Genomic DNA, 12,659 nt, shown 5'->3' with positions numbered 1-12,659 from the left:
GTTTATTCTGTGCAGCGCAGCATGCCTTGAGGCTAGATGTCGTCGCTCAAAGACTGCGTCGCGCTTGTCGTTTTCACGGCAAATCCGGCGACATAGGCGGCGATCTCCGCTGGATCGAAAATATGGCCGTCCATGAAGCGGTCGCCATCCCTGCCGCCCTCGATACGGATATCGGCATCGTCGGGCGACGCCTCGCTGCCGAGTGCCAGCCGATAGAGATCGGAACGGTAGGCCGAGGCTGCCATCTTCATGTTCTGCTCGGAAAATGCGCTTTGCCCCCAGCGTATCATCTGGCTGAAGATCCAAAGTGCCTGGCTCGGGCGCGGATAGTTGGCAAAGCCGCCATGGAAACTGAAATACCTGTCGATGATGCGGCGATGGCCTCTGGCATCAAGGTTGAATTCGCCTGCCAGCACATGGCGGATGATGTGTACAGGTGCCGCAATATAACGCTGATCGGCAAGCGCTTCGGCAAGGGAATCGTGATTTTCCGGCCGATCACACCAGCGCGCAGCTGCGTCCAGCGCCACGATAAGGCGCGACACGGTTTCCGGATGGTTTTCGGCCCATTCCGGGCGCATGCCGATCACCTTTTCGGGTGCGGAGGGCCAGATATCCTGCTTTGCTGCGACGATGCGGCCGACGCCTCGTTCGGATGCGACCATGTTCCAGGGGGCGCCGACGCAGAAGCCATCGATGGCGCCGGCGGCGAGCGCATCGGATGTGAGAGGCGGCGGCACGACGACGAGCTTCACGTCCCGGTCCGGATCGATGCCGCCGGCGGCCAGCCAATAGCGGAATTCGTAATTATGCGACGAGAAGGGATAGGTCATGCCAAGCGTCGGCGGCTGCTCCCCGCGCGCCTTCATGGTATCGACCACCTTCGCAAGCGCCTGCGAATTTTCCAGTGCGCTTGCCTGATCGCACAGGCCTGTTTCTTCGCACATGCGGTCGAACAGCCGCGTCGATAGCGTGATGGCATTGCCGCCACAGCCGAGAGAGAATGGCGTAATCGTGGGCGAGGGGTTTGAGCCGAGCCCTAGCATCGCTGCGACCGGCATCGGCGAGAGCATATGGGCGATGTCGAATTGGCGAAAGGCAAGACGGTCGCGGACATTGGCCCAGGAGACGTCCTTGACGAGATCGAGGGCGATCCCCTCCTTGCGGGCGAAACCGAATTCCGCCGCCGCAATCAGGACAGAAGCATCGACGAGCGGAATGAAGCCGGCGCGCAGTATGCGCGGGCCTTCGCCGGCAATCTGGGCAGGCGCCGAAGGATTGCTGTCACCCGCCTGTTGGGCTTTGGCGGAACGGGTTGCCTGCGCTCTCATATTCACTCCGATGCCTCCCCTCTCAAGGCGACGGACAAGATGGGGCTCGGTACGCTCACATCAGCAACCCCGCTGCCGTCACAACGCTTTGCGCGATCTCGGACATCTTCTTCTTCTCGTTCATGGCCGTCTGTCGCAGCAGCGCGAAGGCTTCCTCTTCCGAAAGGCCGCGCATCTTCATCAAGATTCCCTTGGCCCGCTCGACGATCTTGCGTTCTTCAAGCGCAGACTTGGCGTCCGCCAATTCCCGCTGTAGCCGGCTGAAGGCATTGAAGCGGCTGACGGCCATATCGAGGATCGGCTTGACCCGCTCCTTCTTGAGGCCGTCGACGATATAGGCTGATACGCCGGCCTCGACAGCCGCTTCGATCGAGGCGGTGTCGGAACGATCGACGAACATGGCGATTGGCCGCCCTACCGTCCGCGTCAGCTGAAACAGATGCTCCATCATGTCGCGGTTTGGATTTTCGAGATCGATGATAATGACGTCGGGACGCAACGTCTCGATCGTGCGTGCGACGCCCTGCACTTCATGGATGACCGTCACCCGCGCATGACCAGCCTCCCGCAGCCCCTCTTCGATAATCGAGGCGCGGATCGTGTTTTCATCGATCACAAGAATGGTCAGATCGAGACGGCTCATTGCATCTTTATGACGCAACGCAGCAAGGCGAACAAGTGTTGTTCGCTGAAATATTGGGCGACTTTAAAAATCGCCTAAATATTGGGCTGCCTCGACCTGTTCTGGCTATTTCCTCATCAACGCTGCCAATAGGCGGCGATGCTGAAAGTGCCAGGATCCCTGGCGATCTCGCTCTTGACGAAAGCGCGGACGGCACGCGCCTGCTTCTGTTCGCAGGCGACCCAGACAAAGGTTTTCGGATCGGCCGCAGGCACGATGTCGCGCAGGATGCGTTCAAGCGTATCCGTCGTCCCGGCAGCGGCATCATTGCGATGCAGCCAGGTGACATTCATCGATGCGCTTGATGTCAGCGGCTGCTCTTCTTGTTTGTCGGCGACCTCAAGAAGGATCCGCAACTCGGCATTGGCAGGGACGGAGGCTGCGATGCGGGCGATGGCCGGCAGCGCGGTTTCGTCGCCGGCGAGAATGAGCTTGCGTGCTGTCGGCACGCCGCCGCCACCGGGGCCGATCAGGCCGGCAGGATCGCCGGGGCGAGCAGTCAACGCCCAGGTCGCTCCCGGCACATCGTCGCCTTCATGTACGACGAAATCGATATGCATCTCGCCGCGGTCAAGATCGATGCTACGGATCGTATAGGCGCGGATGGTCAGCGCATCATCGCCCTTCGGCCAATGGATGCGGCCGTCCGGCTCCGTATGCGGCCAGACCGGCTCGCGGCCTTTCGGCGGAATGAGCAGGCGCGCATGCAGGCCGCCCTCGACGAAATGCCTGGCATCATCAGTCGCAACGACGACGCGGCGCATGTGCGGAGTGATATCGTAGGCATCGACGACCCTGATTTCGCGGAAGTTCGGTATGGCTGATGGTTGCGGGCCGTCGGCCCAATCGAGGGCGAGAGTGTTGCTGGTGGAGAGTTCGAACAGGTTTTCGGCGACCATGCTGCGGATCGTGAAGAGCATGGCTGCCGTCGGGCAACGTAGCTTGATGTCGAGACGATCCTTGCTGACGGCGATGTCGGCGCTGCCGATGACGGTATCGAGGCGGGCTCCGGCCTCACTTCTCGTGATGGTGACATGTTCGGCAAAACGCGCGCAGAACTGATCCAGCAATTGACCGGCATCCTTGTGGGTCGCCACGCCGGAAGCGGTGAAATCCCTTGAATGCATCATTTTTTCGTCTCCTTGCGGGTCAGGAACCAGATGAGATAGGGCCCGCCAATCAGCGCCGCGAACAGACCGACGGGAACCTCATAGGGAAAGATCACAATGCGCGACAGCCAGTCGGCCAGCACGAGCAGCATGGCGCCAAGCAGCAAGCTCGCGCCCAACTGTTTGAGGGTGCTACGAAAGCCTATGAGACGCCCAAGATGCGGTGCGATCAGCCCAGTCAGGCTGAGCGGGCCGACGAGGAAAGAGGGGATCGCAGTCAAGATGGCCGCAAGAACCGCCAGAGTGAGGCGGCTTGCCGCAACCGAGAGGCCGACGGAGCGCGAAACGTCGCCGCCGAGCGGCAGCACATCGAACCATCGCCTCAGGATCGGCAGGATCGGAACGAGAAGCACAAGCGAAATGACGCCGGTCCAGGCTTCGAAGGAACCGGCCCGATTGGTGGAGCCCGACAGCCAGGTCAGCAGGAGATAGGCGCGCAGATCGCCGCGTGAGAGAACGACAGTGACGATTGCCATGCAGAGGGCGCCAATGGCGACGCCCGAAAGCAGCAGTCGCTCGGGGTCGAAGCCGCCGCGCGCGCTGAATGCCATCATGGCAAGGAATGCAATCAGCGCGCCGATCGTCATTGCGGTGATCGTGACGACGGGGGAGGGGAATGCAAAGAGCAAGAGTGCAATCGTCAGGCCCGCACCGCCGCCGGCGCTCACTCCCAGGATCTCGGGGCTTGCGAGCGGATTGGCGGTGAGGCGCTGCATGATGAAGCCGGCTGCGGCGAGCATCGCGCCCGCAGTTGCCGCAACGACGGTGCGCGGCAGGCGGAAAGGCAGAAGTTCCCGAAACTGGCTGCCGATCGCTACGTGCCAGCCATCGAAACTGCGCCCGACCGACAGAACAATGAGGATCAGAAGAACGAAGCCGAGTGCGAGCAAGGCAAGCGCTCGTCCCGGTGCTGCAATCGTCAGCCGCGCGCGAGGACCGTCAACGGCGCGCAGCGCATTGCCGGAATGCAGGCGCCGCAGAAGCAGCAATAGGAGGGGGCCGCCAAGGAGCGCGGTCGCTGCTCCCGTCGGGGCAAGGTCGGTGAACCCCGGCGAGAGGAGCTGCACCAGGCAATCCGTCAGGAACAGCAAGCCGGCGCCGGCGATAGGGGCGGCGATCAGCAGGTGCTGCGTGCGCCGCGCGCCGCAGAATCTGGCGATGTAAGGTGCGGCAAGCCCAAGAAAGCCGATGATGCCGACCTGCGCCGTCACCGAAGCCGCCAGCCAGACGGCAAGCGCCAGAATGGCGAGGCGCATGCTGTGCAAGGCAAGGCCGAGGTTCTTGGCGCTGCTGTCGTCCAGGCTCATCACCGTCAGAGGGCGGACCAGTACCAATGCGGCTGCAAAGCCGATGATCAGGCGCGGCGCAAGCGTGATGACGCCGTCCCAGTTTTGCTGGTTCAGCGCGCCCGCGCCCCAGATGAAGACGGACATGGCATATTCGCCGCGCGCGAGAATGATGGTGACGCTAAGTGCGGTTGCAACCAGCGTCACCATCATGCCGCATAGCGCCACCGTCACCGGGTCGAGACCACGCCTCCAGCTCAATGCCAGAACGATCAGGACCGCAGCAAGCCCGCCGACAAAGGCAGAGATCTCCCGCGGCAGGCCGATCAGCAAGGGAAAGAGCCCGACAGCGATCGTCATTGCCAGCTGCGACCCGGCGGCGATCCCGAGCGTCGAGGCGTCGGCGATCGGATTGCGCAAGACTCTTTGCAGCAAGGCGCCCGAAAGGCCGAGAGCCGCACCGGCTATGATTGCGATAGCCGAGCGCGGCAGCAGGCTATCGGTGAGCAAGATATGGTTGAGTGCGGCTGCCTCGCGTACATCAGCGGCAAGCTGCGGCCGCAGCAAGAGCAGAGCTGCAAAAGCAAGGATGCAGAGAGTGGCGAGCAGAGCACCGTTGCGTGCCAGCGATTTGCCTTGGGCAATCACAGGCCGATCAATCATTCCATGCACGGTTGAGGCCTCCTGCAAGGAGATCGGCGAAGCGTTCTGCCGCCGGCAGCGCACCATAGGGATTGATCGAGCCGAGCATGAGGACACGACCTTGCCGTACCGGCGGAAGCGCATTCCAGAATGCGCTTTGCTGGAGTTCCGCCAGAGCTTCGGCCGGATGCGGCGGGATGAGGACGATCCATGCATCCGGCATGGCGGCTAGCCGTTCGATGCCGACCGGTGCGGTTGCCGAATAACTCGTCAAATCCGGCCAGGCATTGGTTAGGCCGGTGCGGGTGAGAACTTCGCCGAACATGCTATCGGAACCGAAGACGCGAAAGTGCCTGGCGTCGCCCAGATTGATCGGCAGGATCGGCCGGTGATCGCCCTTGCTGAAACTGACGCGATAGGCTTCGAGTTTTTCGCGCATTGCATCGACGAGGGTGCGACCTGTCATAAGTCCGAGCCGTTCGCCGATCGCAAGGGTTGCCTGTTCCGAAAGCCGGTAAGGGCTGGCTCCGGGTTGATAAATGGCGTGGCTCTCGACCGGTGCGATCAGCCGCATGCGATCGTCGGCCCAGGTATAGAAATTGGAATTGAAGATCAGATTTGGCCGGGATGCATAAAGGGCTTCGAAGTTCGGCGTGCCGCGCAGCCCGAGATCGGCAACGCCCGCGGGAATGGCCGGGGTCACGGCAACGTCGCGGAATTGCAGTAATTCGGTGCCGGCAACCACATTTGCGCCGATCGCCAGCAGGGTTTCCAGAATGGCCCAATCGAGCGTCGCCACACGCGGGCTCGCCGCGGCGCGCGCCGGCGTCACGCCGGCGATCGCACTTGCGCCTGCCATCGCAATGAACTCTCTTCGAGACAGCTTATGAGCGTTTCCTGCTGTCATTGGAAATAGCTGACCAGGCTGCAGCACTGTGACTGGGCAAGCATCCCTGCGCCGACGCGGTAAATTCGCAGCCACTGCGTCGTCATGCGTAAGCGTTGCCTTCGTTTTGAAACGAGTTAGAGGATTGCGTTGCGGCAATCCCCCGGTTCCTTGCCATGATTGAAAATAAAAGTATACCTTAATCCTCAACTTACCACTTCTTGCTGAGCTTGAAGGTGATGGTTCTCGCTTCGCCGTAGCCGCAGACATTCTCGCCGGCGCAACCCGAGACATATTCCTTGTCGAACAGGTTCGAGACGTTGAGCGCCGCACCCCAGCCCTTCTTCTCGTAGCGAATGCCCGCATCAAAGAGCGTTGCGGAGGGTACACGCAGCGTATTGGCCTGGTCTGCCCAGGACTTGCCCTGGTAGCGCACGCCGGCGCCGATGCTGAGCCCGTCAAGCGCATCGCTCGTGAAGGCGTAGTCGATCCAAAGGGATGCGGTGGAATTCGGCACCAGATAGGGCGAGTTGCCGATGATGGAGGAGTCGAGGTCCTTGGTGATCGTCAGATCCGTGTAGGAATAGGAGCCGAGGAGCTTCCAATTATCATCTAGATTGACCTTGCCTTCGAATTCGACACCGCGCGAGCGGACCTCGCCGACCTGGCGCTGCAGGAAGGTGACCGGATCGGTCAGCGCCATGTTCTTGCGGTTAATCTGGAAGATGGACGCCGTGAACAGGCCGTCGATGAAGTCGGGCTCATACTTGATGCCGGCCTCGTATTGCTCGCCCTTTTCCGGGGTCAGGCCGCCGCCGCTGACGCTGGTGCCGATCAGAGGATTGAAGAAGGTGCCGGCGCTGACATAGGGCGTGATGCCGTTGGAAAACTCGTAGGCGAGGCCCGCACGGCCGCTTGGCGCTGATGCGTTCGACTTGTAACTTGTGCCGACCTTCGAGTCGGAATTGGTGTCGACGAAGTCGTAACGGCCGTTGAGCGTGACCAGCCAGCCATCGCCGAAGCGCATCTGGTCCTGCGTATAGATACCGAGTTGCTGCTGCGTCATGACCTGATTGAGGTAGACGAAGTTGGTTCCCTGCGGCGTGCCGTAGACCGGGTTCGTTGCGCTGATCGGATTGGAGCCGCAGCACGCCTGGATCTGGTCGAGGCGGTAGATCGAATAGTCCGTGCCGATCAGGAAATCATGGCTGATCGGGCCGGTGTCGAACTTGTTTTCCGCGCGTGTGTCGACGGAGAACGTATCGACCTTTGAGCGCTCGAAGAAGCCGATGCGGTTCAGCATGTAGTTGGGATCGTCATAACCAGGGCTGAGCGGATTGCCGTCGACATAGCCGTTCAGATAGGGGCCTTCCTCGCGCTTGTAGAGATGGCCGTAACGCGCGTTCTGCGACACGGTCCAGCCGCCGTCGAAATCGTGTGAGAATTCGTAGCCCAGCATCTGCTGGGCATATTTGAGATTATCGATGCTTCGCTCGCCATAGAAGGCATCGCGCTTGATCTTGCCGAAGGGCGCATCGACAACGGTGCCGACATAGGGGAAGAAGCCGTTGCCGCTATGGATTTCATCCAGGCCGCTCAGCATGCCGAAGACGGTCAGCTTGGTGGACTCATCGGGTGAGATGGTGACCTGCGGCATGATGAAGCCGCGCAGGTCGTGGGTGCCATCGCTATAGGTGTCGCCGCCGGCGATCTTGCCGGTCAGGCGGTAGCGATAGACGCCGTCGGCCGAAAGCTTGTCGGAAAAGTCGAAGCCGACGAAGGCATTGCCGAGATTGTTGATGCCGATCTCGGTCGAATATTGCGGAATGTCCGTTGGCTCCTTGCGAACCATGTTGACGAGGCCGCCCGGATTGGCGCCGCCATAAAGCACGGAGGAAGGCCCCTTCAGCACTTCGACGCGCTCGAGCATATAGGGATCGATTTGGAAGCCACCGAAGCCGTAGCTATAGAGCGTCAGGCCATTCATGAAGACGCCGCTCTGCGTCGCGTCGAAGCCGCGAATGTAGAACCAGTCGGTATCGCCATCATTGCCGAAGGGCTGCGCGGTGACGCCGGGCGTATAACGCAGAGCCTCATCCACCTTGTTGGTGATGCCGCGATCCTGCATTTCCTGCTGGCCGATGACGGAGACCGATTGCGGTACCTCGGTGATTGGTGTGTCGGATTTTGAGCCTGCCGTGGTCTTCCTGGCGACATAGCCCTTAACCGGCGCGGTACCGTTGTCTTCACTCTTCTGTTGCGAACCCTGAATAACCAAAGGCTGCAACTCCGTCGGCGTTTCCTGCGCCATGACCTTGGAGCCCGCCAGCAGCGCGATAAGGGCTGCGCCCGTTGCCATGAGCCGCGCTCGCGATACGTCCTGCTTCAATCCCTGCATTTCCGTCAATTGTCCCGAATTCTTGCGCCCGTTCAGCCCCGGTGGCCGATCCGTCGATAAGATGAGCAGTTAACTCATATTTACAGGCGCGGCTTGTCTGTCACGGGGGAAATTGAATGTTTTTGGGCAATTCTCCGCAAAACCTACAATTGCTCGCGGGCTGTGGTTTTCAGGCAAGCCTGCTGCGCTTCCAGCTGGCAGGCGCAGCGCCGACATTCTTGCGGAAGACGCGGGTGAAATGCGCCTGATCGGCAAAGCCGGTTTCGACGGCAACGGTTGTCAGCGGCATCTCGCTGTTCAGGAGCAGATGCTTGGCCTTTTCGAGTCTGGCCTGCGTTTGCCATTGATGCGGCGGCAGGCCCGTCGACGCCTTGAAGGCGTGGCTGAAATGCGACTGCGAGAGGCCGGTCAATTCAGCCAGTTCTTCCAGCCGGATGGCGCGCGTGCAGTTCTCTTCGATATAGTCGACCGCGCGCCGCAGCTGCCAGGTGGCAAGGCCACTGCGCTTGCGCGGCTGGGTGCCGCGCAGTTGCAGCACATTGATCAGCAACGAAAGTGTCAGGCCGTCGCCGTAGAGATCGTGCAGCGGCTCCGGGTTTTCACACTCGGCCGCGATCAGCTCGGCAAGCGCCATTATGCGCGGGTCGTTGAAATGCAGCTGCGGACGGTCGAGCCGCGCCGCGTCGATATGTTCCATCAGGCGCTGGCTGATGATCTCGGCGTCGAAATGAATGTCGAGGTGGCGGACGAACTCGACGCCTGCCATGTCGACCCAGAGCTCCATGCCAGCGGGAATGTAGGAGATGCGACCACTACTATAATCCTGCAGCTGGGCCTGCGCGCGAGGCGAGGGGCGGACATTGGTCTTACCCGCACCGCGCTGTTCCAGAAGGATGAACAGACGCGGATCGCGTGCCACATAATATCCGCCAGCCTGCGCCGCGCAATTGACGTTCCAGATGTCGGCAACCATGCCGTTCCAGTGGCGGCGATGCATACCGCCGATGACGGAAAAGCCTCCGATCTTGTTCTGCATTCTTGGCTGAAACGTCATTTGCTGCTTCCGGCGTTGCTTCTGCGCAATAATCCTTCAAATTAAACTCAAGTTATTATAACAACACTGCCAGGATAGCAATCCGCATGGGCGCGAGGGCGGTTGCCATGCAAAAAGATCTCTACCCGCGTCTCCAAATACAAACGGGATGCCCTTTCGAGCATCCCGCCTTTGAGATCGATACTACTGACTTAAGGTCTGTATCCTAGAACAGACCTGCCAATCTCACCGTTTTTGCATCGGGCTGAAACGAAGCCTGGATCACGTTGGACGGCTGATGGTTGGGAGATGGCTGGGGTGCGACGGCATGTGCCGGCCGAGGAGCCGGGCTCTGAGCCGGGCCGCAGCTTCCGGAGCTCGTTTTCTCGACCCGAGGCTTGCCGCTGCCGGAGCTGAAATACTCCACGGTTTGCGTGCAGGTGCCCTTGCCCGATGTCATCGAGATGACCGTATATCCTTTCACGCCTGCGGGGAGCTTCGACAGATCGATCTTCATGAGATTATCCGAGCCATCCGGCCACGGCGCGAAAAGACGCGGATCATTCATCAGGGCTGCAGCCTCGCGATCCATGGCAGCCGAGATGCGCTCTATGTCGGCGAAGGGCGAGACGTCGTCGATTGGAGCAAAGCCCGCCATCGACGCCGGATCGTCCCGGAAGGTAATCGTCGGTGGCTGAGCACCGCTGTAGCGGATCAATTCCAGCGAGCCGTCCGGCAGGCGAACTGTCATTTGGTGCGTATTGGCGGATTGCTCAATCTTCTGCTGAGCGACGGCCTGGCTCGCCAATCCTGTGGCTGTGATAAGGCCGGCGCTGATGAGAAATGCATTGCGGAGGGTTAGCACGATGATCTCCTTTGCGTTGAGAGCATGTCGGATCGGCTCCCGCTTGAATGGCTTGGAGCGCCGATCGATGCGAACCCTTTCGATCTTGGTCTCGCCTCTGCCAAATTTATGGCAGTCACTGCGGCACCACGCCGCAGTGGGGCCGCACTGCTGTCAATCCTGCGTGATAAACTCGTGACAGAAGCGTCGCGTGAACGCTTCCGCACGCGAAGCGGGCCCATTCGCTCGTTTTGAGCTCTATGGGACAACGCCCGCTTGAAATTTCGCTTGTCTTCCGCCACCTGTGCGGCGCGACTTTTTTTATTCCCAGGAGACTAGACGCTTATGACGACCACCACCGCAGAAAATACCGCCGAGAGCCACGTTTTTGAGGCCGACGTTGCCCGCCTTCTGCACATGATGGTTCACTCGGTTTATTCGGACAAGGATGTCTTCCTGCGCGAGCTGATCTCGAACGCGGCCGATGCCTGCGAGAAGCTGCGCTACGAAGCGATTGCCCATCCCGGCTTGCTTGCCAACGATCCCGACAGCCGCATCCTGCTGACGCTTGATGCCGATGGCAGCAAGCTCATCGTCGAGGATAACGGCATCGGCATGAGCCGCGACGAGATGATCGAAGCGCTCGGCACAATTGCCCGCTCGGGCACGCGCGCCTTCATGGAGCGAATCGAGGCCAACAAGCAGGGCGAGGGTGCGCAGCTCATCGGCCAGTTCGGCGTCGGCTTCTATTCCTGTTTCATGGTTGCCGACCGCGTCGACGTCATCTCGCGCCGCGCCGGTGCGGAGGATGCCTGGCTCTGGTCTTCCGATGGCAAGGGCGGCTACAGCGTTGCGCCTGTTGACGTCAGCGAGGCACCGGCGCGCGGCACTCGCATTACGCTGCATCTGATGGAAGATGCCAAGAGCTATGCCTCGCGCTGGAGCGTCGAGCGCATCGTCAAGGAACAGTCCGGTCATGTGCCGGTGCCGATCAAGATCGCCGAAAAGCCCGGCGAGGAAGCGACGCAGCTGACCGACGGCACCGCGCTCTGGACGAAATCGAAGAACGACATCACGTCTGAAGAGTACACCGATTTCTATCGCGGCGTTTCCGGCCAGTATGACGAGCCGGCGCTGACGGTGCATTTCCGCGCCGAGGGTCGCCATGAATATTCGGCGCTTGCCTTCGTGCCGGGCTCGCAGCCCTTCGATCTTTTCGATCCGGACCGCAAGGGCCGCATGAAGCTCTATGTGAAGCGCGTCTTCATCACCGATGAAGCCGAATTGCTGCCGCGTTATCTCCGCTTCGTGCGCGGCCTCGTCGACACGTCGGACCTGCCGCTCAACGTCTCGCGCGAGATGATCCAGGAAAGCCCGATCCTGACGGCGATCCGCAAGGGCGTGACCAATCGTATCATCACGGCGATCGAGAAGCAGGCGGAGAGCGATCACGACGCCTTCCTGAAGATCTGGGAGAATTTCGGCAGCCTCATCAAGGAAGGCCTCTACGAGGACTTCGAGCGCCGCTCGCAGCTTCTGGCGCTCTCGCGCTTCCGCACGACTACCTCGGGAGATGGCTATCGCTCGCTTGCCGACTACATCAAGGATGCCAAGGAGGGCCAGCAGTCGATCTACTATCTCGTCGGCGGCAGCCTCGAGCAGCTGAAGGCGTCGCCGCAGCTCGAAGGTTTCCGCGCTCGCGGTATCGAAGTTCTGTTGCTGACCGATTCCGTCGACAGCTTCTGGGTGACCAATGCTCCGGAATTTGAGGGCAAGAGCTTCAAGTCGATCACGCAAGGCTCCGCTGATCTCGCCCAATTCAAGAAGCAGGACGAAGACAAGCCGGAAAGCGAAAGCGCGCCCGCCGAAGTCCAGGCCTTCCTCGACTATGCCAAGCAGAAGCTGGCCGACGAGGTCTCCGATGTCCGTGCATCCGATCGTCTGATCGAAAGCGCCGTTTGCCTCGTTGCCTCCGAGCAGGGTTATGACCGCCAGCTTGAAAAGATACTGCAGGGCGCCGGCCGCCTGCAGTCTGGTGCCAAGCCGATCCTTGAGATCAATATGGATCACCCGGTCGTCAAGGCGATTGCCGCCAAGGCGGATGCGCCGTCCCTGCGTGACGATGCGGCTTTCCTGCTGCTCGATCAGGCCCGCGTTCTCGACGGCGACAAGCCGGCCGATCCGCGTGCCTTCGCCGAACGACTGGCGCGGCTGATGGAAAAGGCACTGCAGTAATCAATCAGTCGGCACGGCTTTGAAAGGCCGTGCCGACCTGCTCGGCAGAGCTTGCGTCCGCGTGGGCGTCGGATGCGAAACTTGTCTAAAATTATCATCTTTTCGTTGCGCGAGGAAACGTCCTCTTTTATAGAAGACATGCACACTGGCCGG

9 protein-coding genes are annotated in these 12,659 nt (G+C 60.7%); 1 reads left to right on the top strand and 8 read right to left on the bottom strand.

Annotated features, from left to right (window positions below; genetic code table 11):
* Nucleotides 1-32: 32 nt before the first annotated feature.
* From JJQ51_RS11020 to JJQ51_RS10985, 8 genes are all read right to left on the bottom strand, one after another.
* On the bottom strand, nucleotides 33-1,331 hold the full coding sequence (locus tag JJQ51_RS11020; RefSeq protein WP_269244776.1) for a CmpA/NrtA family ABC transporter substrate-binding protein: 1,299 nt from the start codon (nucleotides 1,329-1,331) through the stop codon (nucleotides 33-35).
* A gap of 55 nt (nucleotides 1,332-1,386) precedes the next feature.
* A complete protein-coding gene (locus JJQ51_RS11015) occupies nucleotides 1,387-1,974 on the bottom strand; it encodes an ANTAR domain-containing response regulator (protein WP_069614611.1) in 588 nt (195 codons plus the stop codon).
* A 116-nt stretch (nucleotides 1,975-2,090) separates the two neighbouring features.
* A complete protein-coding gene (locus JJQ51_RS11010) occupies nucleotides 2,091-3,143 on the bottom strand; it encodes a siderophore-interacting protein (RefSeq protein ID WP_145634045.1) in 1,053 nt (350 codons plus the stop codon).
* The gene (gene fhuB / locus JJQ51_RS11005; RefSeq protein ID WP_145634178.1) at nucleotides 3,140-5,131 is read right to left on the bottom strand and encodes a Fe(3+)-hydroxamate ABC transporter permease FhuB; all 1,992 of its coding nucleotides are present in this window, start codon (nucleotides 5,129-5,131) and stop codon (nucleotides 3,140-3,142) included. The genes JJQ51_RS11010 and fhuB overlap by 4 nt, the downstream gene beginning before the upstream one ends.
* Nucleotides 5,124-5,969 (bottom strand): ABC transporter substrate-binding protein, encoded by an 846-nt coding sequence (locus JJQ51_RS11000; protein ID WP_233788582.1) that lies wholly within the window; start codon nucleotides 5,967-5,969, stop codon nucleotides 5,124-5,126. The genes fhuB and JJQ51_RS11000 overlap by 8 nt, the downstream gene beginning before the upstream one ends.
* Nucleotides 5,970-6,207: 238 nt before the next feature.
* Nucleotides 6,208-8,394, bottom strand: a complete 2,187-nt coding sequence (locus tag JJQ51_RS10995) for a TonB-dependent siderophore receptor (RefSeq protein ID WP_145634049.1) — start codon at nucleotides 8,392-8,394, stop codon at nucleotides 6,208-6,210.
* Nucleotides 8,395-8,563: 169 nt separating this feature from the next.
* On the bottom strand, nucleotides 8,564-9,448 hold the full coding sequence (locus tag JJQ51_RS10990) for an AraC family transcriptional regulator (RefSeq protein WP_113354365.1): 885 nt from the start codon (nucleotides 9,446-9,448) through the stop codon (nucleotides 8,564-8,566).
* Nucleotides 9,449-9,653: 205 nt separating this feature from the next.
* Nucleotides 9,654-10,292: a hypothetical protein gene (locus tag JJQ51_RS10985; RefSeq protein ID WP_113354366.1), complete on the bottom strand. Its 639-nt coding sequence runs from the start codon at nucleotides 10,290-10,292 to the stop codon at nucleotides 9,654-9,656.
* 324 nt (nucleotides 10,293-10,616) lie between these two features.
* On the opposite strand from JJQ51_RS10985, the gene htpG reads away from it, so the two are divergent.
* Entirely contained in the window at nucleotides 10,617-12,506 is a 1,890-nt protein-coding gene (gene htpG, locus JJQ51_RS10980; RefSeq protein ID WP_113354368.1) for a molecular chaperone HtpG, read from the top strand.
* The last annotated feature ends 153 nt before the right edge of the window (nucleotides 12,507-12,659 follow it).

The sequence above is a fragment of the Rhizobium sp. AG207R genome, assembly GCF_027109195.1.
In the GTDB taxonomy this organism is placed as follows: domain Bacteria; phylum Pseudomonadota; class Alphaproteobacteria; order Rhizobiales; family Rhizobiaceae; genus Rhizobium; species Rhizobium dioscoreae.
This window is presented reverse-complemented; position numbering and strand designations above follow the sequence as displayed.

Coding starts and splice junctions, on each gene's coding strand:
- JJQ51_RS11020 (WP_269244776.1), bottom strand. CDS start 1,331: ATGAGAGCGCAGGCAACCCGTTCCGCCAAAGCCCAACAGGCGGGTGAC.
- JJQ51_RS11015 (WP_069614611.1), bottom strand. CDS start 1,974: ATGAGCCGTCTCGATCTGACCATTCTTGTGATCGATGAAAACACGATC.
- JJQ51_RS11010 (WP_145634045.1), bottom strand. CDS start 3,143: ATGATGCATTCAAGGGATTTCACCGCTTCCGGCGTGGCGACCCACAAG.
- fhuB (WP_145634178.1), bottom strand. CDS start 5,131: ATGATTGATCGGCCTGTGATTGCCCAAGGCAAATCGCTGGCACGCAAC.
- JJQ51_RS11000 (WP_233788582.1), bottom strand. CDS start 5,969: ATGGCAGGCGCAAGTGCGATCGCCGGCGTGACGCCGGCGCGCGCCGCG.
- JJQ51_RS10995 (WP_145634049.1), bottom strand. CDS start 8,394: ATGCAGGGATTGAAGCAGGACGTATCGCGAGCGCGGCTCATGGCAACG.
- JJQ51_RS10990 (WP_113354365.1), bottom strand. CDS start 9,448: ATGACGTTTCAGCCAAGAATGCAGAACAAGATCGGAGGCTTTTCCGTC.
- htpG (WP_113354368.1), top strand. CDS start 10,617: ATGACGACCACCACCGCAGAAAATACCGCCGAGAGCCACGTTTTTGAG.